21 protein-coding genes and 1 pseudogene are annotated in these 22,502 nt (G+C 70.7%); 15 read left to right on the plus strand and 7 right to left on the minus strand.

Annotation, left to right across the window (positions count from 1 at the left end; genetic code table 11):
- Window positions 1-18 precede the first annotated feature (18 nt).
- From pstS to ACP4IX_RS31910, 3 genes are all read right to left on the minus strand, one after another.
- Window positions 19-1,146 (minus strand): phosphate ABC transporter substrate-binding protein PstS, encoded by a 1,128-nt coding sequence (gene pstS / locus ACP4IX_RS31900; RefSeq protein ID WP_426525439.1) that lies wholly within the window; start codon window positions 1,144-1,146, stop codon window positions 19-21.
- A 485-nt stretch (window positions 1,147-1,631) separates the two neighbouring features.
- A complete protein-coding gene (locus tag ACP4IX_RS31905) occupies window positions 1,632-2,867 on the minus strand; it encodes a CHAD domain-containing protein (RefSeq protein ID WP_426525437.1) in 1,236 nt (411 codons plus the stop codon).
- Window positions 2,848-5,088, minus strand: a complete 2,241-nt coding sequence (locus tag ACP4IX_RS31910; protein WP_426557989.1) for an RNA degradosome polyphosphate kinase — start codon at window positions 5,086-5,088, stop codon at window positions 2,848-2,850. The genes ACP4IX_RS31905 and ACP4IX_RS31910 overlap by 20 nt, the downstream gene beginning before the upstream one ends.
- Window positions 5,089-5,804: 716 nt before the next feature.
- Between ACP4IX_RS31910 and ACP4IX_RS31915 the strand changes: the two genes are divergently transcribed.
- From ACP4IX_RS31915 to ACP4IX_RS31935, 5 genes are all read left to right on the plus strand, one after another.
- Window positions 5,805-6,347, plus strand: a complete 543-nt coding sequence (locus ACP4IX_RS31915; protein WP_426525433.1) for an RNA polymerase sigma factor — start codon at window positions 5,805-5,807, stop codon at window positions 6,345-6,347.
- Window positions 6,344-7,201: a zf-HC2 domain-containing protein gene (locus tag ACP4IX_RS31920; RefSeq protein WP_426557991.1), complete on the plus strand. Its 858-nt coding sequence runs from the start codon at window positions 6,344-6,346 to the stop codon at window positions 7,199-7,201. Before ACP4IX_RS31915 ends, ACP4IX_RS31920 begins: the two co-directional genes overlap by 4 nt.
- Before the next feature lie 127 nt (window positions 7,202-7,328).
- Complete coding sequence (locus tag ACP4IX_RS31925) at window positions 7,329-8,192, plus strand: ABC transporter ATP-binding protein (protein WP_426557993.1); 864 nt, start codon at window positions 7,329-7,331, stop codon at window positions 8,190-8,192.
- On the plus strand, window positions 8,189-9,706 hold the full coding sequence (locus ACP4IX_RS31930) for an ABC transporter permease (RefSeq protein WP_426557995.1): 1,518 nt from the start codon (window positions 8,189-8,191) through the stop codon (window positions 9,704-9,706). Before ACP4IX_RS31925 ends, ACP4IX_RS31930 begins: the two co-directional genes overlap by 4 nt.
- Window positions 9,694-10,389, plus strand: coding sequence for an ABC transporter (locus tag ACP4IX_RS31935; RefSeq protein WP_426557997.1), 696 nt, complete (start codon window positions 9,694-9,696; stop codon window positions 10,387-10,389). Before ACP4IX_RS31930 ends, ACP4IX_RS31935 begins: the two co-directional genes overlap by 13 nt.
- A gap of 105 nt (window positions 10,390-10,494) precedes the next feature.
- Here ACP4IX_RS31935 and mshD read toward each other — a convergent pair whose 3' ends face one another.
- Window positions 10,495-11,424 (minus strand): mycothiol synthase, encoded by a 930-nt coding sequence (gene mshD, locus ACP4IX_RS31940; protein ID WP_426557999.1) that lies wholly within the window; start codon window positions 11,422-11,424, stop codon window positions 10,495-10,497.
- A gap of 277 nt (window positions 11,425-11,701) precedes the next feature.
- Between mshD and ACP4IX_RS31945 the strand changes: the two genes are divergently transcribed.
- The 4 genes from ACP4IX_RS31945 to ACP4IX_RS31960 all read left to right on the plus strand — a co-directional run bounded on the left by ACP4IX_RS31945 (window position 11,702) and on the right by ACP4IX_RS31960 (window position 16,465).
- Entirely contained in the window at window positions 11,702-13,534 is a 1,833-nt protein-coding gene (locus ACP4IX_RS31945) for a bifunctional metallophosphatase/5'-nucleotidase (protein WP_426558001.1), read from the plus strand.
- 104 nt (window positions 13,535-13,638) lie between these two features.
- Complete coding sequence (locus tag ACP4IX_RS31950; RefSeq protein WP_426558003.1) at window positions 13,639-14,238, plus strand: hypothetical protein; 600 nt, start codon at window positions 13,639-13,641, stop codon at window positions 14,236-14,238.
- Between the two features lie 386 nt (window positions 14,239-14,624).
- A complete protein-coding gene (locus ACP4IX_RS31955) occupies window positions 14,625-15,515 on the plus strand; it encodes a hypothetical protein (protein ID WP_426558005.1) in 891 nt (296 codons plus the stop codon).
- Window positions 15,516-15,730: 215 nt separating this feature from the next.
- Window positions 15,731-16,465 (plus strand): dienelactone hydrolase family protein, encoded by a 735-nt coding sequence (locus ACP4IX_RS31960; RefSeq protein WP_426558007.1) that lies wholly within the window; start codon window positions 15,731-15,733, stop codon window positions 16,463-16,465.
- 90 nt (window positions 16,466-16,555) lie between these two features.
- On the opposite strand, the gene ACP4IX_RS31965 is transcribed toward ACP4IX_RS31960, so the two are convergent.
- The 3 genes and pseudogenes from ACP4IX_RS31965 to ACP4IX_RS31975 all read right to left on the minus strand — a co-directional run bounded on the left by ACP4IX_RS31965 (window position 16,556) and on the right by ACP4IX_RS31975 (window position 18,374).
- Window positions 16,556-17,173 (minus strand): DUF1707 SHOCT-like domain-containing protein, encoded by a 618-nt coding sequence (locus ACP4IX_RS31965; protein ID WP_426558009.1) that lies wholly within the window; start codon window positions 17,171-17,173, stop codon window positions 16,556-16,558.
- A gap of 301 nt (window positions 17,174-17,474) precedes the next feature.
- Window positions 17,475-17,873, minus strand: a pseudogene (locus tag ACP4IX_RS31970) (pectinesterase family protein); the annotation flags it as partial.
- A 183-nt stretch (window positions 17,874-18,056) separates the two neighbouring features.
- Window positions 18,057-18,374 carry a hypothetical protein gene (locus tag ACP4IX_RS31975; RefSeq protein WP_426558011.1) on the minus strand — a complete coding sequence of 106 codons (318 nt, stop codon included), beginning with the start codon at window positions 18,372-18,374 and terminating at the stop codon, window positions 18,057-18,059.
- A gap of 133 nt (window positions 18,375-18,507) precedes the next feature.
- On the opposite strand from ACP4IX_RS31975, the gene ACP4IX_RS31980 reads away from it, so the two are divergent.
- From ACP4IX_RS31980 to ACP4IX_RS32005, 6 genes are all read left to right on the plus strand, one after another.
- A complete protein-coding gene (locus tag ACP4IX_RS31980) occupies window positions 18,508-19,335 on the plus strand; it encodes a helix-turn-helix domain-containing protein (RefSeq protein ID WP_426558013.1) in 828 nt (275 codons plus the stop codon).
- Window positions 19,332-19,550 (plus strand): DUF397 domain-containing protein, encoded by a 219-nt coding sequence (locus ACP4IX_RS31985; RefSeq protein WP_426558015.1) that lies wholly within the window; start codon window positions 19,332-19,334, stop codon window positions 19,548-19,550. The genes ACP4IX_RS31980 and ACP4IX_RS31985 overlap by 4 nt, the downstream gene beginning before the upstream one ends.
- Before the next feature lie 293 nt (window positions 19,551-19,843).
- The gene (locus ACP4IX_RS31990) at window positions 19,844-19,975 is read left to right on the plus strand and encodes a hypothetical protein (RefSeq protein WP_426558017.1); all 132 of its coding nucleotides are present in this window, start codon (window positions 19,844-19,846) and stop codon (window positions 19,973-19,975) included.
- A 141-nt stretch (window positions 19,976-20,116) separates the two neighbouring features.
- Window positions 20,117-21,064 (plus strand): hypothetical protein, encoded by a 948-nt coding sequence (locus ACP4IX_RS31995; protein ID WP_426558019.1) that lies wholly within the window; start codon window positions 20,117-20,119, stop codon window positions 21,062-21,064.
- 64 nt (window positions 21,065-21,128) lie between these two features.
- Window positions 21,129-22,151 carry a pentapeptide repeat-containing protein gene (locus tag ACP4IX_RS32000; protein ID WP_426558021.1) on the plus strand — a complete coding sequence of 341 codons (1,023 nt, stop codon included), beginning with the start codon at window positions 21,129-21,131 and terminating at the stop codon, window positions 22,149-22,151.
- Between the two features lie 54 nt (window positions 22,152-22,205).
- The gene (locus ACP4IX_RS32005; RefSeq protein WP_426558023.1) at window positions 22,206-22,496 is read left to right on the plus strand and encodes a hypothetical protein; all 291 of its coding nucleotides are present in this window, start codon (window positions 22,206-22,208) and stop codon (window positions 22,494-22,496) included.
- Window positions 22,497-22,502: the final 6 nt, after the last annotated feature.

Here is a 22,502-nt window from a genome sequence, read left to right on the forward strand (position 1 = left end):
GGCCGGACCGCACTCGGGTCAGCTCAGGCCCGAGATGGTGTCGCGGACCTTGGTGATGATCTCGGTCGGCATCGGGGCGTAGCCGGCGTCCTTCAGCAGGCCCTGGCCGTCCTCCGAGGCGATGTAGTTCAGGAAGGACTTGGTGGCGGGCAGGCTCTCGGCCTTGTTGCCCTTGTCGCAGACGATCTCGTAGGTGACGAGGACCAGCGGGTAGGCACCGTCGGCGCTCGGCGTGTAGTCCAGCTCCAGCGCGAGGTCCTTGCCGGTGCCGACGACCTTGGCCGCGCCGATGGCGGCGGTGGCGTTGTCGACGGTGGCCTTGACCGGCTCGGCGGCCTCGGTCTTGATGTCGACGGTCTTCACGCCGTCCTTGGCGTACGACAGCTCGAAGTACGAGATGGCGCCGGAGGTCTGCTTCACCTGCTGGGCGAGGCCCGAGGAGCCCTGTGCGGACTGGCCGCCCTTGGCCTCCCAGGACTTGCCGCCCTCGTACTTCCAGTCCTCGGGCGCGGCGGCCTTCAGGTACTTGGTGAAGTTGTCCGTGGTGCCGGACTCGTCCGAGCGGTGGAAGGCCTGGATCTTGAGGTCGGGCAGCTTGGCCTCGGGGTTGAGCTTGGCGATCGCCTCGTCGTTCCAGTTGGTGATCTTGCTGTCGAAGATCTGGGCGAGCGTCGCGGCGTCCAGGACGAGCGTGTCGACGCCGGGGACGTTGAAGCCCACGGCGATCGGGCCGCCGACCATCGGCAGGTCGATGGCCTGGCCGTCCTTGCAGACTTCCTTGGACTTCGCGATCTCGTCCGGCTTCAGCGCCGAGTCCGAGCCGGCGAAGGCGGTCTGGCCCTGGAGGAACGCGGTGATGCCCGCGCCGGAGCCGGTCGGGTTGTAGTTGAGCTGTACGTCCTTGCAGGCCGCGACGTACTGCTTGACCCAGGCGTCGATCGCGTTCTTCTGCGCGGACGAGCCGGAGGCCTGGAGCTGGCCCTTGGCGTCCTCGCACTTGATGTTGCTGTTGGCGGCGGCGCTGGCGTCACCGCCGCTGCTGTTGCCGCCGGTGTCGTCGGAGCCGCACGCCGTGAGGGCCAGGGCGCCGGAGACGGCGAGAGCACCGAGAGCGAGGGCCCGCCGGTTCATGCGCTGAAGCTTCACTGAGGGAGTTCCTTCCAGGAGCCGCCGTCCTGAATCCGGCGGCGTGCGAGGAGTGGCGTTGAAGACGATCAAGACTGGGTGAGGCTGGGCGATACGGACACGTTTTCGGGATGCGCCCCGTATCGGCTAAGGCCGAAATTAGGCAGAACAGGTGAAGGCGCCAATGGGCGTAAATGAACGGGGGGTGAACCCCTGTGGACGGTGCGGTGAGGTCACGGAACGCTTACGTCAAGGACACGGTGCGGTTCCGGCCGGGTGTGTCGCAAGCAGGGCGCGCCGACGAGAGGGCCGGCTTCCGCGCCCGTCCGATGCCGGTGCCGGGCGCGGGGCCTGTCTCGTGCGTGGCATGGGTCCGGGGTGCGGGGCCTGTCTCGTGCGTGGCATGGGTCCGGGGTGCGGGGCCTGTCTCGTGCGTGGCGTGGCGTGGGTCCGGGGTGCGGCGCCTGTCTCGTGTGCGGTGTCGGTCCTGGGTGCGGGGCCCCGGCCTACGGCAGGCTGACGGGTTCCTTGCGCCAGCTGTGCTGGAACGCGTACCTCGCCGCCTCCACCTCATGCCGCTGGTCGGCGTGGAGCACGCCGAGCGCGTACGCCGTCGCCGGGGCGATGCGCGGCGTACGGGCGGCCTGGGCCGCGGCCGCCGCGGCCTCCGAGGCGTCGCGGTGGCGGTCCAGGGCCTCGCCGGCGGCCAGCAGACGGACGTCCACGACGTCGTCGGTGTTCCCGGCGTCGTCGCCGGCCAGCACTTCGAGCGCGTACCGGTGCAGGCGCAGCAGCAGGCGGACCTGATGCCACGGGGCGTCCTGGGGGTGGGGGACCGGGTTCGGGGAGAGGCCGTGGATCAGTGCCTCCGCGTTGTACGGACTCCCCGCGGTGACGAGGGGGAGCGCGGCCACCGCGTCGGAGAGGCGGGCGGCCGCGGCGGCGGCCAGGGGGCGGAGGTCGGTGGGGGAGGCGGTGGCGCCCGCGATGCCCGTGGTGGCTGGGGATGCGGATGTGGCCGGGCCGGCCGCGGTGGTCGGCGCGGTTCCGGGTGCGGCGGAACCGGTGGCCCTCAGCGGGACCTCGCTGGCCAGTAAGGCGACCTTGTCGGCGACCGCGTGGAAGCGGCTGCTGCCCAGCGCCTGGAGGGCGGTGGAGTGCGCACGGGTGCGGGCCAGGGTCAGCTGGCGGTCGAGCAGCGCGCCCGCCTTGGCCGCGCCGACGGTGAGGTTGCCGCGGTCCGGGGGTGCCGGCTGGGCGGCGGGCCCGGTGACGGACACGGCCCGGCCGGCCGGCTGCTGGGCCGGGAACGCCGCCGACCCCGACAGCCGGTGCAGGGCCTGGAGCAGGCGCTCCAGACGGGACGCGTACCCGTGCTCCATCGCCAGCGTGCCGGACAGCCAGGCCAGCTCGGGGCGCATGCCCTCCGCCCAGTCCGGATCCAGCAGCGGCTGGAAGGTGTGCAGGGTGGCGCTGAGGCGGCGGGCCGCCCGGCGCAGGGCACGGACGGCGTCGACGGGGCCGTCGGGGTCGCCGGACCCGGGCGCCCTGCCGGTGCCGTGCGCACCGTTCGCGTTGCCCCCGGCGCCCGCCCCCGTGCCCGACTCGCGGTGCAGGCGCAGGGCGCGGAGGAACTCCGTGGCCTGGGCGCGCAGGTAGTTCGTGAGGGCGTCCACGTCCGCGGGTGCCGGCGGCCCGGCGGCGGTCGTGGGGTCCGTCGGTTCAAGGTGTCGCTGTGCCACGCCGGCGCCTCCGGGCGTCTATGAGCATCTCCTGGATGTTGCGCAGGGGCTGGCCGTCCGCATCGGTCGCGTGCCGGGTCCACTCACCGTCCGGGCCGAGGTGCCAGGAGGCGGTCCCGTCGGACATGCCGGTCTCCAGCAGCCGGTTGAGGGCCGACCGATGGGCCGGGTCGGTGACCCGGACCAGCGCCTCTATCCGGCGGTCGAGGTTGCGGTGCATCATGTCGGCGCTGCCGAACCAGACTTCCGGCTCGCCGCCGTTGCCGTAGGCGAAGACACGCGAGTGTTCGAGGAAACGGCCGAGGACCGAACGGACCCGGATGTTCTCCGACAGGCCCGTCACCCCCGGGCGCAGCGCGCAGATGCCGCGCACCCACACGTCCACCGGGACACCGGCCTGGGACGCGCGGTAGCAGGCGTCGATCACGGCCTCGTCGACCATCGAGTTGACCTTGATGCGGACGTACGCGGGGCGGCCGGCGCGGTGGTGCTGGATCTCCTTGTGGATCCGGGACACCAGGCCGTCGCGCAGGGACTTGGGCGCGACGAGGAGGCGGCGGTAGGTCTCGCGGCGGGAGTAGCCGGAGAGGCGGTTGAACAGGTCGGAGAGGTCCGCGCCGACCTGCGGATCCGCGGTGAGCAGGCCCAGGTCCTCGTAGAGGCGGGCCGTCTTCGGGTGGTAGTTGCCGGTGCCGACGTGGCTGTAGCGGCGCAGCGTCTCGCCCTCCTGGCGGACCACCAGCGACAGCTTGCAGTGGGTCTTCAGGCCGACCAGCCCGTAGACGACGTGGCAGCCGGACTCCTCCAGCTTGCGGGCCCACTTGATGTTCGCGTGCTCGTCGAAGCGGGCCTTGATCTCGACCAGGACGAGGACCTGCTTGCCGGACTCGGCCGCGTCGATGAGCGCGTCGACTATCGGGGAGTCGCCCGAGGTGCGGTACAGCGTCTGCTTGATCGCGAGGACGTCGGGGTCGGCGGCGGCCTGCTCCAGGAAGGCCTGGACGGAGGTCGAGAAGGAGTCGTACGGGTGGTGGAGGAGTACGTCGCGGCTGCGCAGGGCGGCGAAGACGTCCGGCGCGGAGGCCGATTCGACCTCGGCCAGGTCACGGTGGGTGCCCGCGACGAACTTCGGGTACTTCAGCTCGGGCCGGTCGATGCCCGCGATGCGGAAGAGGCCGGTGAGGTCGAGGGGGCCGGGGAGCGGGTAGACCTCGGCCTCGCCGATCTTCAGCTCGCGGACCAGGAGGTCCAGGACCTCGCGGTCGACCGACTCCTCGACCTCGAGGCGTACGGGCGGGCCGAAGCGGCGCCGCATGAGTTCCTTCTCGAGCGCCTGGAGGAGGTTCTCGGCGTCGTCCTCCTCCACTTCGAGGTCCTCGTTGCGGGTGAGGCGGAAGGCGTGGTGCTCCAGCACCTCCATGCCGGGGAAGAGCTCTTCGAGGTGGGCGGCGATGACGTCCTCTATGGGGACGTAGCGGCCCGGGGACGCTTCCAGGAAGCGGGAGAGCAGCGGCGGGACCTTGACGCGGGCGAAGTGGCGATGGCCGGTGACGGGGTTGCGTACGACGACCGCGAGGTTGAGGGAGAGGCCCGAGATGTACGGGAAGGGGTGCGCCGGGTCGACCGCGAGGGGGGTCAGGACCGGGAAGATCTGGTGCCGGAAGAGGGTGAAGAGGCGGGCCTGCTCCTTCTCCGCGAGTTCGTTCCAGCGGACCAGGTGTATGCCCTCCTCGGCGAGCGCCGGGGCGACGTCCTCGTGGAAGCAGGCGGCGTGCCGGGCCATGAGTTCCCGGGAGCGCGCCCAGATCATCTCCAGGACCTCGCGGGGCTGGAGCCCGGAGGCGGAGCGGGTGGCGACACCGGTCGCGATGCGGCGCTTGAGGCCGGCGACGCGGACCATGAAGAACTCGTCCAGGTTGCTGGCGAAGATCGCGAGGAAGTTCGCGCGCTCGAGGAGCGGGGTGTTCGGGTCCTCGGCGAGCTCGAGTACCCGTTCGTTGAACGCGAGCCAGCTGCGCTCGCGGTCCAGGAAGCGGCCCTGCGGGAGCTGGGCGCCGCCGGCCTGGGACTCCTCCGACTCCTCGTACCCGTCGAGGTCGGCATCGATGTCGGGCTCCAGGTCGGAGACCGTGGCGGCCACGGTGTGCGGGCGGTGCGCGGCGATGGAGCCCACGGAGGGCTGCGTGTGCTGGACCTCTGCCTGGGTGTTCGGCTGCCTCATGAACCCATTCTTCCGCGCCACGCGCAGGACAGGCGCGTCGGAAGGCGCGTGATGCGCTGCTCCTGGTGGCTCCGGCACGGTCGGCTTCATTCGGCGAGCGTCGCAAGGCTGTCTGAATCGATGGTTACGGGGACATGACGTGTGGGATAGCGGCGGGCTTCCGGCGGTGGTGCGGGGGCCTCCGGCGGTGGGGTGGGGGCCTCCCGGTGGAGGTGGGGGCGCCCTCGGTGGGCGCGTCCTCGGTGGGCGCGTCCTCGGTGGGCGGACTCGCGGCGGGCTGCGTCCTCGGTGGGCTCGGTGGGGCTCGGTGTCCTCGGTGGGGCGGGTTCTCGAAGGGGCGGGGCCTCAGGGGTGAGGTCCTCGGGTGAGGCTGGGGCAGGGCCGGGCCGGGCCGCGCCGGGCTTGCGCCGGGTGGCACGCACGTCGGGTCGCGCGCCTGCGTCGGGTCGGTCGGGCTCACGCCGGGTTGCGTCCGCGGCGCGTGGGGTTTGTGCCGAGCCGGGTCCCGTGCTCCGCGTCGTGCCCCGCGCCTCGCGGCGCGTGGGGTTCGCGTCGGGTCGTGCCCCGCGCCTCGCGGCGCGTGGGGTTCGCGTCGGGTCGTGCCCCGCGCCCCGCGTCGGGTCGGGTTCGCGTCGGGTCGTGCCCCGCGCCCCGCGTCGGAACATCCCGCCTGAGATCGTGTGAACCGGTTGGCCCGCCTCGTCCGATGAGGAGATGTGAGCGAAACGAGAAGCGACGGGGAGCTGCTGCGGGCCGTCGCGGCGGATGCCGACCGGCGTGCCTTCGAGGAGCTGTACCGCCGGTACGCCCCCTGGCTGACCGCCCGTATGCGCAGCCGCTGCGCCGACGCCGGTGTCGTCGACGACGTCGTACAGGAGACCTTCCTCGCGGTGTGGCGGGGCAGTGCGCGCTACCGGCAGGAAGGCGACGTGGCCGGCTGGTTGTGGCGGATCGGATCGCGGCGGCTGGTCGACGTCCTGCGCGGCGACGGTGCGCGGGGCCGGCTGCGGCAGGCACTGGCGCGGCTGCGGCACCGGGACGAGGTCTCCGCCGAGGAACGCGTGCTCGCCGGTGTCGAGCACGGCGACCTCGCCGGCGCGCTCGTCCGGCTCTCCCCGGAGCTGCGCGCGGTGCTCCAGGCCACCGTCATCGACGGGCTGACCACCCGTGAGGCGGCCGTCCTGCTCGGTATCCCGCCGGGCACGGTCAAGACGCGGGCGATGCGCGCCCGCCGGCAGCTGCGGGAGGCGCTGGCATGAGTATCGAGGAGAGCCGTCGCCGGGACACCTGGCACGTGGACGAGGACGACCTGCGGGCCTACGCCCGGGGCGAGCTGGCCGCGCCGGCGCTGTGGTCCGCCGACGCCCACCTGACCGCCTGCCCCCACTGCCGCGGCGTCCTCGCCGAGGTGAGCGACGCCGCCGCTCTGGACGTGGGGTGGGAGCGGCTCGACGCCGAGCTGGACGCACCCCGGCCGGGCTGGTTCGAGGGACTGCTGGTGCGGTGCGGCGTCGGTGACGGCACCGCGCGGCTGCTCGCGGCCACCCCCGTACTGCGCCGGTCCTGGCTCGGCGCGGTCCTCGCCGTGCTGCTGATGACCTTCACCGTCGCCTTCGCGGCCTCCGGCACGCCCACCCTCTTCCTCGCCCTCGCCCCGCTGCTGCCGCTGGCCGGGGTGTCGCTCGCCTACGGGCCCGCGCTGGACCCGACGTACGAGATGGCGGTCGTCTCGCCGATGCACGGGTTCCGGCTGCTGATGATCCGCACGGTCGCCGTGCTGGCCGTCGCGCTCGGGGTGAACGGTGCGGCGACCCTCGCCCTGCCGGGGTACGGGCTGCGCGCCCTGGCCTGGCTGCTGCCCGGGCTGGCGCTCACCGCGACCGGGCTCGCGCTGGCGCCCCGGCTGGGTCCTGTCCTCGCGCCCTCCGCGGTCGCGGGGGCCTGGGCGGCCCTGCTGTTCGCCGCGGACGCGGCACGGGCGGCCGAGGACAGTCCGCTGGCGCCGTTCACCGCGGCCGGGCAGGGCGTGTCCGGGCTGGTGGCCGTGCTGGCTGCCGGGCTGCTGTTCCTGTTCCGCGACCGGTTCGACGTCTCGGCGCGGGGTGCCGCGTGACTCCTGTCCCCTCTGTCTCCTCCCCGTCCCCGTCCCCGTCTCCGTCCCCTTCCCGTTCCGTGTCCCCGGCCCCGTCCCCCTCCCCCTCCCTCTTCCGCCTCGTCCCCCTTCTGACCGGGAGCGCCGTATGACCCACCCCACTGTTTCCGCCTCCGGGCTCAGCCTTCATTACGGCCGCACCCGTGCCCTCGACGACGTGTCGCTGCGGCTGACCCCGGGCGTCACCGGCCTGCTCGGGCCCAACGGGGCCGGCAAGACCACGCTGCTGCGCGTGCTCGCCACCGCCGTGCCCGCCGACCGGGGCGCGTTCACCGTGCTCGGGCACGACCCGGGGATCGCGCGCGGACGGCAGGAGGTGCGGCGGCGGCTCGGGTACCTGCCGCAGACGCCCGGCTTCCATCCGGATTTCACCGCCTTCGAGTTCGTCGACTACGTCGCGATCCTGAAGGAGATGGCGGATCGCGGCGCCCGCCACCGCGAGGTGCGGCGGGTGCTGGACGAGGTCGATCTGGGCGAGGTGCGCGGGCGGAGGATCAAGAAGCTGTCCGGGGGCATGCGGCAGCGGGTCGCGCTGGCGGCCGCGCTGGTGGGTGACCCGGGGTTCCTCGTGCTCGACGAGCCGACCGTCGGTCTGGACCCGGAGCAGCGGATGCGGTTCCGGGAGCTGATCGCCGGGGCGGGGGAAGGGCGGACCGTCCTGCTGTCCACCCACCAGACCGAGGACGTGGCGATGCTCTGCCACCGGGTCGTCGTCATGGCCGCCGGAGCGGTGCGGTTCGACGGCACCCCGGCCGAGCTGACCGCCCGGGCCGCCGGGCGCGTGTGGAGCAGTGAGGAGAAGGATCCGGGCGCGAAGGCCGGGTGGCGTACCGGGACCGGGTCCTTCCGGAACGTGGGTGATCCGCCCGCCGGAGCGGAGCTGGTCGATCCCACCCTCGAAGACGGCTACCTGCTCGCCCTCGACGGCGCCGGCACGGAGGTGGCCGCGTGAGCGCCGTGCTGACCAAGTCCTCGCCCGCCGTGGAGAGCGAACCGCGCGCCGGTACGCGGGCCGTGCTCGCCCTGGCCCGGTTCGAGGCGCGCCGGCTGCTGATGAGCATTCCGGTCGTCATCGCCTTCGTGGCGTACGTCGCGTGGATCGTCTGGCGTACCCGGAGCTCCTGGGACGACCACCCGGCGTTGCAGGACGTCGACCGCGCCACCCAGAGCATGCCGATGCTCGTCGGTCTCGCCGTCCTGCTGTCGGCCAACATCGCCGTCCTGCGCTCCGAACGGCACGGTACCGAAGCCCACTTCGCGGTGCTGGTGCTCGCACCCTGGCGCCGTACGGTGGCCCACGCGCTGTCCGTCGTACCGGCCGCCCTGCTCACCGCGGTGTGCGTGGCCGGGCAGTTCACCTGGGAGGCCGCCAAGCCGGGTGCGATCGGGCACGGTTCGCCGGCCGAGCTGCTCGTCGGGCCGCTGACGGTGCTGCTGTCCGGGATGCTCGGGGTGCTGCTGGCCCGGTCGGTGCGGTCGGCGTCCGCGGCGCCGCTGCTGCTGGTCGTCCTGCTGTTCACGCTCGTTCTCGGGACGGGGCCGGGCGGTGCGAGCGGACTGTCGTGGCTGGCACCGGTCGTCGCCGACATCAGCTCCAACACCCTGCCCTCCGACCTGCTGGGGCGGCCCGCGGCCTGGCACGCCCTGTACCTGGCGGGCGCGGGCCTGTGCGCGGCCTTCCTCGCGGTCCTCCTCGCCGGTGGCCGGAACCTGGCCGTCCGGGCGGGCGTCGTGCTGACCCTCGCGCTGGCGGTGACGGGCGGGGTCCTGCAGGCCCGGGGCGTGTCGCCGTCGCCGGAGCTGACCGCGGCCCGCGAACGGGCCTCGGTGCGGCCCGAGCACACCTGCGTCGAGCACGGCGGGTCGACGTACTGCGCCTTCCCCGACTGGGTGCCCCGCACCGGCACCTGGGCGGGGGTCGTGGACCGGGTCCAGTCCCTCGCGGGCGGCTCCGCGCACGACCGGCGGCTCGTCGTACGGCAGCGGATCGACGCCCGGTACGGGCTGGAGGGCGACGCCGCGATCCCCGCGCTGGCCGACGCGCACCAGGTGACCGTGGGCACCGCCTGGGGCGGCAACCGGGTCCCCGAGTTCTCCAGCGCCGTCGCCGCGGTCCTCGTCGCGGGCACGGAGGAGGCGGGGAGCGAGATCTGCGACGGGCGGATGGTCACCCTCATGTGGCTCTCCCTGAGCTGGCAGGACGACCCGGTGAACGCCCTGCGCCGGGTCCGCCTCGACGACAGTGTGGAGGGCTCGGCGATCGTCCTGTCGCCCACCGACCCGCTGTCCATGACGGAGGGCCAGACGGACGTCGTACAGCGTCTGCTGGAGAAGCCGCGCCCTGGTGTCGGGGACCGGGTGAAGGCGCACTGGGCCGAGCTGACCGCCCCGGGCGTCACGACCGCCCGGGCCGCCGAACTGCTGGGCGTCGCCGGGCCGGAGAAGGCGGACTCGTGCGAGGAGTGACACGGGCCCTGGCCGGCCCGGTGTGGCGCACGCTGCCGCGGCGGGCCCTGGCCGCGGCCGGAACCCTCGGGCTGCTGGTCGCGGCCGCGCCGGTCGTCGTCGGCGCGGAACCGACGCCCTCGCAGACGCTCACCCTGCTGCGGGGGACCGCCCTGATCGGCGCGCTCGCCCTGGCCTTCCTACTGGACGACCCGGCCCGGCACCTCACCGTTCCCGTCCCGGTCCGGCGCCCGCTCCGGCAGGCGCTGCGGGTCGCCCTGGTCGCACCGCTCGCCGCGCTGTGGTGGACGGCCGTACTGCTGCTCACCCCCTCGGCGGCCCGGCCCCCGGCCGGTGACATCACCCTGGAGGCGGCGGCGCTGGGCGCACTCGCACTCGCCGGTGCCGCGGCGGCGGTACGGCTGACGGGCGAGGCGCGTCCGGGTCCGGCCGTCGCGGCGGCCCTGCTGCTCATGGCGGTCCTCGTGCCCCTGCTGACGCCGGAGGACTGGGCACTGGTCGTGCCGCCCGAGGACCCGCGGTGGCCGGCCGCGCACGACCGGTGGGCGGTGCTGCTGGCGGCGGTGGCCGTGGTGTGGGGGGTGTGCGGGCCGGAGCCGTTGGGGCGGGGGAGGAGGTCCCGCCGGGCCGGCGGACCGGCTCAGGGCCGGTTCACCACCTCGGAGCCGGCGGACCGGCTTTAGGGCCGGACCGCCGTGTGGGGCCGGACCGCCGTGTGGGGCCGGACCGCCGTGTGGGGCCGGACCGCCGTGCGGGGCCGGACCGCCACCCGGGACCGGACCACCGCCTCACGTCTCCGTCCGGTACATCAGGTCCGTCTCGTGGGTGACGAAACCCAGGCGCTCGTAGACGGACACCGCGGCCTTGTTGTCGGCGTCGACGTACAGCATCGCCGTGGGCAGTCCCCGCTCCGCCAGGTGCCGCAGGCCGATGGTGGTCAGGGCCTTGCCGAGGCCGCCGCCCTGGGCGTCGGGGCGGATGCCGAGGACGTACACCTCACCGAGCCGCTCCTCGGCGTGCTCCTTGGTCCAGTGGAAGCCGATCAGCTCGCCGTCCCGCTCGGCCAGGAAGAACCCCGCCGGGTCGAACCACGCCTCGGCCTTGCGGTCGTCGAGGTCCCGCTGGGTGAGGGAGCCCTGTTCGGGGTGGTGGGCGAAGGCGGCGGCGTTCACCGCGAGCCAGGCCGCGTCGTCCTGCCCCGGCACGAAGGTACGGACGGTCACGCCCTCGGGCAGGCGCGGATCCGCCAGGTCCAAACCGGCCAACGGGCGCCGCATCTGCCGCAGTTCGCGGAACAGCGTCAGGCCGAGCACCTGTGCGAGGTGCCGGGCGGCGGAGTGGCCGCCGTGCGCCCAGATCCGCAGCCGCTTGCCGGAGGCGGCGAGCAGCGCGGAGCCCAGCGCCCGCCCGTGTCCCTGGCCCCGGTGCGAGGGGTGGACGACCAGTTCGGCGGCGGGCGGCTCCACCGGGTCGGTGGCCTCCAACTGGGCGTAGCCGAGGAGTTGGCCGCCGTCCACGGTGAGCAGCAGGTGCGCGATGCCCTCCCGCGCGGGGCCGCGCAGGTGCAGCCGTCCCTGCTCGGACACGGCCTGCTGCCCGTCGCTGCGGGCGGCCTCGGTGAGCAGGGCGAGGACCGCCTCGGTCTGCTCCGGGGAGAGTTCGGCGAGGGTCTCGATCGAGCGGGTGCGGCCGGGCCGCACGGTGTCGTCGCTGGTCATGCGTACGAGCGTAAAGGGCGGGCGCGGCAAAGCGGCGGTAGCCGGGGGACGGGCCGCCGGGACAGGCCGGGGACGGGTCTGCGGGACAGGCCGAGGGATGGTCGGGGGAGGGGCAGGGAAGGGGGCAGGGAAGGGGGACAGGGAAGGGGCCCGTGGCGAGGTACACCAGGATGTAACCCGGGACCCCCTGTCGCGCTACGCGCGTTGACTCTAGGCTGCTGCGCCGACGAGCCGTCTCCTCAGCGGCTCGCGCTCACGCACACCCACAGGGGGGCGCATGCCAGCCACAGCACCGTCGCACCGACCGCGCCGCAGACGCCGTACGACCCGTCTCCTCGCCGTCGCCGCCACCGTCGTCACCGCGGGGGCGCTCGCCGCCGCGACGCTGCCGGCGTCGGCGAACGCGGGCGAGAGGGGCCCAGGCCACGGTGGTCACAAGCCCGATCACCGGCCGGGCCGCTACCAGGACGTCCAGCTGCTCTCCTTCAACGACCTGCACGGCAACCTGGAGCCCCCGGCCGGCTCGTCCGGCCGGGTCACCGAGCTCCAGCCGGACGGCACGACGAAGACGGTCGAGGCGGGCGGTGTCGAGTACCTCGCCACCCACCTGCGGGAGGCCCGCAAGGGCAACCGCTACTCCATCACCGCGGCCGGCGGCGACATGGTCGGCGCCTCCCCGCTCCTGTCCGGTCTCTTCCACGACGAGCCGACCATCGAGGCGCTGAACGCCCTCGACCTGGACGTGACGAGCGTCGGCAACCACGAGTTCGACGAGGGTGCGAGGGAACTGGCCCGCCTCCAGAACGGCGGCTGCCACCCCACCGACGGCTGTTACACGGACAAGGAGTTCAAGGGCGCCGACTTCCCGTACCTGGCGGCGAACGTCCTGGACGAGAAGACGAAGAAGCCCCTCCTGAAGCCGTACTGGGTGTGGAAGCAGAAGGGTGTCAAGGTCGGCTTCATCGGCGTGACCCTGGAGGGCACCCCGGACATCGTCTCGGCGGAGGGCGTCAAGGGCCTCTCCTTCAAGGACGAGGTCGAGACGATCAACAAGTACGCCGAGGTGCTCCGGCGCCAGGGCGTGAAGTCGATCGTCGCCCTGGTCCACGAGGGCGGCTTCCCGGCCTCGTCCTCCTACAACTACGACTGCGACTCCCCGGGCGCCGGTGACGGCATCTCCGGTCCGATCGCCGACATCGCGAAGAACGTCACGCCCCAGGTCGACGCGCTGGTCACCGGCCACACCCACGCGGCGTACGTCTGCACGATCCCCGACCCGGCGGGCAAGCCCCGCACGGTCACGTCGGCCGCGTCCTTCGGCCGCCTCTACACGGACACCACGCTGACGTACGACCGCGCGACGGGTGACATCGCCCGTACGGCGGTGAAGTCGGCGAACCACGTGGTCACGCGGGACGTCCCGAAGGCGCCGGACATGACCCGCCTGATCGACAGGTGGGGCACCCTCGCCGCCCCGATCGGCAACCGCCCCGTCGGCTACATCTCCGGCGACATCAACCGCGACGGCACCGAGTCCCCGCTCGGCGACCTGATCGCCGACGCGCAGCTCGCCCACGGCAGGTCCCTGGACCCGGAGACCGACCTGGCCCTGATGAACCCGGGCGGCATCCGGGCGCCCCTCACCTACGCGGCCACGGGCGGCGAGGGCGACGGCGTCGTCACGTACGCCGAGGGCTTCACCGTCCAGCCCTTCGCCAACACGGTGAACCTCAAGGACTACACGGGCGCCCAGCTGATCCAGGTCCTCAAGGAGCAGGTCAGCGGCCCGAACGAGGCGGCCCCGAAGATCCTCCAGGTCTCGTCCGGCCTCACCTACACCCTGGACCTGACGAAGACGGGCGCGGACCGCGTCGTCACGGACTCCATCCGCCTGAACGGTGACGCCGTCGACCCGGCGGCCACCTACCGTGTCGCGTCGAACAGCTTCCTCGCGGGCGGCGGCGACGGGTTCCCCACCCTGGGCGAGGGCGCGAACGAACTCGTCGGCTCGGACGACCTGACGGCGCTGGAGCAGTACCTGACGGCCAACTCGTCGGCGACCGCCCCGATCGCCCCGCCGGCGGCCGACCGGATCACGGTCGTGCGGTAGCCGGTCACCGGCTCTGGGAAGGGGCCCGGCACAGTGGACAGGCCTCCCGAGCCCTGCCGGTGCCGGGCCCTTCCTTGCCTGTCCCCCTGCCCTACGCTGGCGCGATGGGCGTGGGGATAGAGGTGCTGATCGTGGACTGGCCGCGGGTGGAGGCGACCGCGCCCGGCGGCCGGGAGGAGATGCTGGTCAACGCTGCCTTCGGAGAGGTGTACAGCGACGACCTCTTCGAACACGGCTGGTCGTGGCCCACGCAGCCGGGTGAGGACTGGTACGGCAGGTATGCCTTCCGGGACACGCTCGGCTCGTACAAGCCGCACTTCTGGGCCGGCCACCGCTGGGACCACATGCGCGACTCCGTCGAGCCGAGGGTACGCGCGGCGTTGGACCGGTTCAACGACACGCTGTTCTGGCACGGTCTGGAGGACACGACGGGGGCCGGTTCGGGGCTTGTGGAGCGGCCGCGCACCTGGGACGCGGCCTTGTTGCTGTGGTGCCCGCCCGATCACGTGCCACCCGTTGCCGGATGGTGGCGGGAGGCGGCACCCGAACTGGAAGGGATGCGAGAGGCGTTCACCCAGCACGCCGCCGATCCGGGCGGGTGGATCACCACCTTCGAATCGTTCACCGGCTTCCTCACCGACTGGGGAGAGGTGGTCACGGAGGCGGAGCGCCGCGGCTGGGGCATCGTCGGCCTCCGCTGCTGACCAGCCGCGACTGCTGCCGGCTGTGCGAGGCCAGGCCGGCGGGTGCCGGGGGTCTTCTCTTCCGGAACGAGGACAGATGGGCATGCGGTGTTCACGGTGCGCTCACTTGAGCGCGCCAGTCCGAACGGTATGTCCTCACCTGAACGTAAGCTGATCATCCTGTGATCAGGACATCGACGCGCACGGGGGTGTACATGCGGGCCTGCAGGATCGCGGGGCACATCATGGGGGCCGGGCTCTTCGCTCTGGTCGTCACTGGGTGCGGGGCCGGCGGTTCGGAGCCCGGTGGCGGAGGAGAGGCCGGCGAATCTCCCGCCCCAGTGGCACTTCCGGTCGACACGACCGTCCGGCAAGCGACATGGAGCGGCCAGGACGGTACTCACCAGATGAAGGTCGCCCCCGAACAGCTCGCACGGGGTGTCGCTGCCGACCTCGCGAACGTCCGCCTGGACGAGGACCTCAAGAGCGCGGTCCCGTACTACCTGACCGTCAGTTACACGAACAGCGGCTCGGACGCTGTGCCCCAACCCAAGCCGGAAGAGAACTTCACCGTGACCCTCGCGGACGGCACCCCCGGTGAGGCGATCTCCCTCTGGAACACCAACCCTCTTGCTACCGGGTCAAGTGGCGGAACCGCAGAAAAATGTGACAAGTCCGGTGTGAAGACGATTCCGCCAGGTGTCACGGTGACTGGCTGCCAATTGGTGATGCTGCCGAAGGGCCGTACGCCCGCCACGGTGGCCTACTCGGACGAAGCCGGCGACATGCTCCTTTGGAAGGTCGGCGACGGCAAGGGCGACGGCGCGGGCCTGCTCGACGCGGGCGAAACTGCCGATTCCTCGTGGAAGGACACCAAGGGCGGCAGCGCTCCCCTGCGCGTCACTCCGGAGAGCGTTCGCGCCGGGACCCTTGCCGATCTCGGTGACTACGACCTGACCGGTGAACCCGAGAACCTCGTGCCCTGGTACGTCACCATGGAGTACCGCAACGAAGGCCCAGTGAAGGTCCTGCCGGTCATGGACGAAGGCGTGAGCCTGCGCAGTGCCGCCGGCCGAGAAGTGCAGCCGCTCTCGCTGATCGACCTGTCCTTCTCCGGTGCGAGCCAAGGCCAGGGCGTCGACCAGTGCCGCGGCACCGTTCCGAACACTCGGCTGGAACCGAACTCCACGGTGACTCTCTGCAGCATCCACCTGCTGCCCAAGGGAGATCGCCCGGCCATGGTGTCCTTCGAGAGTGAAGAGGAACAGACGGAAGCACCGATGTGGCGGGCGAGTTAGGGGCCGCGACGCCGTGGTGTCCGGCGACGGAGCCTGAGCGGGAAACCGTTGGCGGGACCGCGGCGGCCACTGCTACGTTTCCGGAGGCCGTGCGAGAGGACGAGGAGGTGGTACCCGTGAACGCAGTATCGACATGGGTGCTCTCCTCTGGGGCCACGGTCGGGCGATAGGTCGTCCGGGAGCGCCGTTCAGTGGCACTCCTGAAAGGCACGACCATGCGCTTCGCTTCAGAACAACGCCTCGACGACGGCGTCCTCGAGCGCCGGTTCACGCTCGGCGAGATACCCGGCATCCTGTGGACACCCGCATCCATACCGGCACCGGCACCGCTGATCCTGCTGGGTCATCCTCCCCTGGGGCTGCGCGCGATGTACCCCCGGCTGGTGGCCAGGGCCCGGCACTCCGCGGCGGAGGGTTTCGCCACGGCCACCATCGAGCTCCCCGGAAGCGGCGACCGGCCCCGCCTGCCCGCCGCCGAGCAGGCCCGCGCCGATCTGCGCCGGGCGATGGAGGCCGGTGAGCCGGTCAGCGACGACATCATCGACGCGCTGATCCTGCCGCTGGTCGACATGGCGGTCCCGGAATGGCAGGCCGCCCTGGACGCCCTCCTTTCGCTGCCCGAGATCGGCGGCCCGGTCGGGTACTCGGGAGGCGTGATCTCCATCGGGATCCGGCTGGCGGTGGTCGAGCCGCGTATCGCGGCTGCTGGTCTGTTCGCCGGGAGTTTCGTGCCCCGCGCCATGTTCGAGGAGGCCCGGCAGGTCACCGTTCCGCTGCACGTCCTGCTGCAGTGGGACGACGAAGGGAACGACCGGCAGGCCGCCCTGGACCTGTTCGACGCGTTCGGATCCAAGGAGAAGACCCTGCACGCCAACATGGGCGGGCACACCAGCGTCCCGCAGTTCGCGGGGGACGACGCGGCCCGGTTTTTCACCCGTCACCTGAAGTGACGGACCTGTTCACGGCCTGCTCGTGTGAGCGGGCCGTGAACGGTCGGCCGGCCCCAGCGTGCTGAGCCGAACAGCGGTTCGGCACGCGGCCTAACCCTGCGCCGGGTTGCGCTCCAGCTTGCGCCGTTCCCGGCGATTGGGGTGGCGGACGACCACTCCTCCCGTGCCGCCGGACCCGGTGAGCCGGATCAGCGGGGTCCCCGGGAGCCGGTCGGGTGTGGTCTTGTCCGTCAGGCCGCCGAAGGCGGGATCCATGCCACTGGTGTCCGCGGCCCAGCCGTCGGGGATGACGATCGTGACACCGGACATCTCCCCGTACGCCTCCACCGTGACCTCCGTGAGGCGGCACTCGACCCGGGTGAAGTCGACCTTCACGCCCCCCAGGCCTCCGCGAGCGATCACGTGCCCCGGAACCTCCCAGCGTCCGGGGCCCCGGGACGCGCCGTGCAGGCCGCCCTTGAGAAGTAGCGGCGGGTGACTCGCAGCAGCATCCGGCTTCGGCAGGTCGGCGGTCAGGACGGCCAGCTCGGCGTGGGTCTTGGAGCTCAGCGCCTGCTCCAGGCGTGCGTCCAGCTCCTCGAAGTCGATCCTCCCCTCGGCTGCCGCATCACGCAGCTGCTCCACCACTGCTTCCCGGTCGTCGTGAGAGGCACGGAGCTCTGCTGATGGCTCAGGGCGCGGAGCAGGGACCGGAGGCTGTGCAGTCATGGCCACAGGATAGGCAGCCGACGGACCGAGCGGACGGGGACAGTCGACCTCGAACGGGCCAGGGCGCGGCGGGAATTGCCGTGCCGCGGTGGCCCGGGGCAGGCGGTCGGAAGGGGGATGGCGGCGACGTCACCGCGGTCCATGGGCAGGGCATTGCCGGTGGCGGTGCCTCCCTCCGGAACGAGGACAGATGGGCGTGCGCTGTTCACGGTGCGCTCATGTGAGCGCACCGTGAACAGTTGGCCTGTGTTTGTCCCCGCAATCGGGAAGGTCCCCCGCGCGCGGCCGGGCGGTGCCGGCCCTACGAGGCGGTGGGCACCCAGCCGCCCAGCCAGTCCGCGACCTCCTGGCCGGCCTCCTGGCCGGCGGTCAGCCGGGGGCGGTCGGCGCTCGCCGGACCCGCGCCCGGGTCCGTGTTGCGGTACTCGGCGAAGCGGTCGTCCTTCCAGGAGAAGCCGCTTATGTCGGTCCAGCAGGCCGCCCTGACCGCGGCGCTCAGGGTGGTGTCGCGGACCGTGGTCTGCGGGTCGAGGCTCGCGTCACCGTCGGCGTGCCAGGGGCGGCCGAGGTGGAAGGAGCCGGCCGAGACGTCGCCGGTGACGGCGGAGCGGTTGATCAGGATGCCCTTGCGGCCGGCCGGGGTGCTGGGGGCGGTGACGTAACCGGCCGAGGTGCCGTTCCAGCGCTTCTTCAGGGTGATGCCGGCTGGGCGCCGGAGCCGAGCACGCCGAGGTCCGCTCCGTACGTCAGCGTCCCCGTGGCGGTCAGTGCCGTCGGGCTCCCGACGGCCAGTGCCCTCCTGCCCTTGCGGTGCCGGCTTTGCTGCGGTGCTCGCGCTCACTCATACGGCGTTCCGTTCCGTGGGGGGAAGACGCTTTGCCGCTCAGTCGCCACCCCGCGCACAAAGGTTGCCGCCCGCCGGGCGGGACAGACGCCGCCCCCGGCTGACCGCGACCCGCAGCACGTCCTCCAGCGACTCCGTCGCCCTGGCCAACGCGAACCGCACGGCCCGCTCACCGGCCTTCCCGTCCCCGAGCACGGCCCTGGCCCCCGCGAGTACCTGCTCACCCGAGTCGAGTTGGGCTCCCTCGATGTCGTCCGCGAGCCGGGAGAGCAGGCTGCGGCTGTCGTCGGTGCTCAGGTAGCAGGGGTTGCCTTCGGGGGTGGTCCAGGGGAGGAGGCGGAGAGAGGAGGTGTCCATGGGGTTTGTCTCTTCGGGGCTGCGGCCAGCGGCGATTACTGTTCGTGCATCAATCGTCACTGGCTGCCCGTACGCTGTGGAAGGGGGTAGGCGTTGCCAATGGCCCCGGGCAACAGGGGAAAGGAAAGGCACCGTGACCGAACGGGTCGATGGACAGAACGAGTCGGGACGCGCGGTGCTCGGGCGAACGCTTCGCTTCCTCCGGGAGAAGGAGGGCAAGTCCCTGGGGCAGCTGGCCGACGAGTCCGGGTACGACAAGAGCTACTTGTGCCGCCTGGAGTCGGGGGAGCGGCTGTCCAAGGTGACGGTCATGGAAGACCTCGACGGGTACTACGGCTCCGGTGATCTGCTGGTCAGCCTCTGGAAGATGGCTCGGATCGACGCGTTCAAGGACAAGTACAAGGAGTTCATGCGGCTGGAGGCAACAGCGCGAATCATGCACAGATACGCACCGAACGTTCCGGGGCTGCTGCAGACCGAGGAACTCGCCCGGGAGGTGTTGTCCAGCCCTCTGGCAACGGGACAGGATCCCGAAGCGGTTGAAGAGCAGGTGGCCGCCCGCCTGGGCCGACAGTTGCTGCTGAGTAAGAAGCCGGCACCCAGCGTCCGCTTCATCATCGACGAACTGGCGCTTCGCCGACCTTCGGTCAGCGCGGAGACCTGGTCGGAGCAGATGAAGCGCGTAGAGCTGGTCGCCACATGGCCCAACGTGGTGATTCAGGTCCTTCCGTTCTCCGCAGGGATTCATCCACTCATGGGGAAGGGATCGCTGACACTCCTGTGGCAAGCGGACGGAAGCTCCGTGGCGTACACAGAAGGAGACAGCGGCGGTCTGCTGATGGATGATCCGGGGGACGTTCTGCGTCACCGTTTGTCCTACGATCGGCTGCGGGATCTGGCACTGTCGCCGTCGGACTCGTTGACGTTCATCCGGGACGTACTGGAGGAGCACCGATCATGAAGGACACCTTCGACCTCAGTGCCGCCGCCTGGCGCAAGTCGAGCTACAGCGACGGCGGAGACAACAACTGCGTTGAGGTCGCCGACAGTTGCCCCGGCATCGTGCCCGTGCGCGACAGCAAGGTGCCGGACGGCCGGGTGCTCGTGTTCGGGTCGAGCCCGTGGATGTCCTTCCTGATGGGGCTCAAGGACGGCGACCCCCACTTGCCGGGCTGACTTGTGGCTGCGACGTGAAGCGAACTGTCCCCGTCGTGGCGGAGAACGGGTAGCAGGCCCAGCAGCCAACACTTGCCGCACGAGCCCAGTGGGTAACGGTCCCCACCTTTCCGCTCCGGTTCAGGCCCGCTTGGGGCCTGTGATCGCCTCTCCGATCACGAAGCCCGTGGCGGGCCCCTTCGGGATGTCGACGTCGGTTCCCGTAGGGGACCCGCACGACGCCCAGCCAGTCGGCCTTGTCGGGCCGGGGTTCGGTCAGGACGGTGACGGTGCCCTGCGCGTCGTAGTCGTCGATGATCACGTTCCTGGGTGGGCAGTCGGGCATGGACACCGCGTTCGGAACGGGTGATCAGGAGCTGGAGGGCAACGCCCACCAGAACATGGGCTCCGCCAACTCCGACGCGGCCCGGTTCGGCGCCCGGTAGTTGCCGGGCCCTACTGCCGGCTTCGGATCGTCACTGTTTTCTAGGGGGGAAGTTGAACATGGGACGTGTTTTGTGATCACGACCGCCCCCGTTGGCCTCTGGTTCTGGGAGACGAAGCGGCAAGTCTCCGTAGGAGATCTCGTGGTGGAATGCCTGAGTGATGCACTTGCTGCCTGGTCGCTACTGCAGTCCGCGGACGTCGCTGTAGGTACGGCGCGAGCTGACATCCGTGTCAACGGCGAAGATGGCTCCGAGCTTTTTTGTCTACGCGATGTGCGTGTCACTTCTCCTGAAAGTCGCGTTGTAGGCGGGGTGCTGCGGTCCTGGCCTGCGGTGCACTACGCGGAAATTGCTGAAGCGGTGACCGTTGATCTGTCGGTTCCTGGCACTTGCCTGCGTAATGGCGAGGAGCGCGAGGTTGAGAAGTTGTTCCTTGTATCGGTCGACGCATGGATCACTGGGGCTAGAACGATTTCCCTTCGAACGTTCGCGGACGCTTGGATGTCTCACGACTTGAGGGGGCGCAGGCAGCCGGTTGTTCAGGCGGAGAATGCCCCACGTCTTGAGGTGACGCTTTCCGGATTGGCCCGCCTGACTGGCGCGGAGACAGTTCCTGGTGATCCAACGCTCTACGGAATTCCGGACAAGCATGGATTCACAGATTTGCCGGACGAGGACCCCGACTTGTTGGACTCCTGGTACATGTTCGAGGTTCCACGTCGTACTGAGGCGCTGCGGCGCGGACTTCCATCAGGCGGCGCATCCTTGGGTGAACCGGATTACGCCTCTGCCGTCAAGTACATGGACGTGGTGTTGAGGGGCCGGGTCATTGGGTACATGTGGGCTGCGAGTGATGACAGTGCTGCAGGATACGAACCGTATGCGCCGCGTGGTGACGTGGCCCTCGATGCTGCTGTGATTTGGCTGTCTCGTCTAAGTGACGCCAGGGAGCGGGGTGCTGTTCCGTCTGATGCGTTGAGAGAAATGGCGATGATGAGCGATGGGGCGTCGGCCGGTATTGTTGTCGCCGATTCTCTGAAAGAAGCGGATTCGCTGGAGTACGTGCAGGAGCTTTCCGGGTGCGAGTGACCGGCTTTAACTTTGCTCGACCGATAACTGATCAAGTACTGGGATATCTGGAGGGGGAGTGTGCGTGGCTGTCCTATTTTCGAGCCATGATTTCTCTGCAGAGGAGGCGCAGCATCGTTCTCAGCAACTAGAGCAGAGTGTGATCCGGCAGGTCGATTCCTTGGAAGGTTCATCGACGATGTCAGGTCAGTTGTCGAGCAACACGGGTGGAGTGATCGAGTTGTCTGGTATCCGTGAGGTGCGAATGATGCCTCCTGGCGAGGAGGCGGCTGCGGCTCTACAGCACTGGACTGCGCAACCGGATGCGCCTTTGGACGCATCGGGTCTTGATCTGTCTGGTGTCGATCTGTCCGGGGCCGACCTCGCTATGGCGCTGCTGATTCAGTCCGCACTTCGGAACGCCAGACTCGTGGGTGCTGATTTCTACAGAGCCCGTTTGGAAGGCGCAGCGCTGGATCAGGCGGATCTTACCGAAGCTTCGCTGGTGAAGGCGGAGCTCGACGAGGCTTCTTTGCGCAGCGCCACTCTCGATCGGGCGGACTTGGGTAGTGCCAGCCTGTGGGCAGTGGATGCCCGGTCGGCTTGCTTCCGGTCAGCGAAGTTGGACGGAGCCTCCTTTATAGGTGCCAGGTTGGAAGGGGCCGACCTTACCAATGCGTCTGTGCGTGAGACGTCCTTGAAGGTCGTGCTTGATGAACGCACAGTCGTAGCAGGACTCTTCGGCACGCTATTCGGTCCTGTGGTCATCGAGGAAGCAGGTGGGCGGCGCGAAGTCGACGGGGCGGACCTCGAGCAGTGGCTGAACCGCCGCGGTGCGCAGGTGCGTGTTTTGCAGCCGCGTTCACACCGCATCACCTACTACGCCAAGGTCAGCGAGGGCTATTCTCGAGGAAATCCGCAAGGAATCGTCAGGCGGCGCATTGTCAATGGCGTAGCACATGACGAGGCATTCACCCGGAACTTGTGCTGGGAGCCGACCGAGTACCTGCGACTTTACGAGCTGGGTCACAACGAGGTCGAGCGTGTGGAGATCAGCGAGGCAGAAGCGCTCGCATTCGTCGATGAGGTCACGGCAGGGCGGGGATAGCCGCTGTGAGGACGCGACTCATGACGAAAGGAACCCCAGGGACAGCCGGTAGCCATGACAGCGAGTGATTACGACAGCCAGCTCCTCGAATCCGTCTCCGTCCGCCGCCGGCGCCTCCGTGACGCTCTTCTCTTCGGTACTCAGCGGCAGCGGCGGTCCGTCGATGAGCGCCTCGGCAAGGTAGTCGCCGGGATCGTGATCGCGGCCGTGGTGTGTGCCGGGTGTGTGGGGTGGTCGTTCGTGGCCAACCGGGTCATGGGGAAGAGCCCGTACGGGGCTTCGCAGGGGCCGACGCCCGGAGAAGGCCCGGATACGTCACCCTCCGTTACGGTGTCTGTACGATGATAGGTT

The sequence above is a fragment of the Streptomyces sp. WG5 genome (assembly GCF_049974565.1).
Lineage (GTDB): Bacteria > Actinomycetota > Actinomycetes > Streptomycetales > Streptomycetaceae > Streptomyces.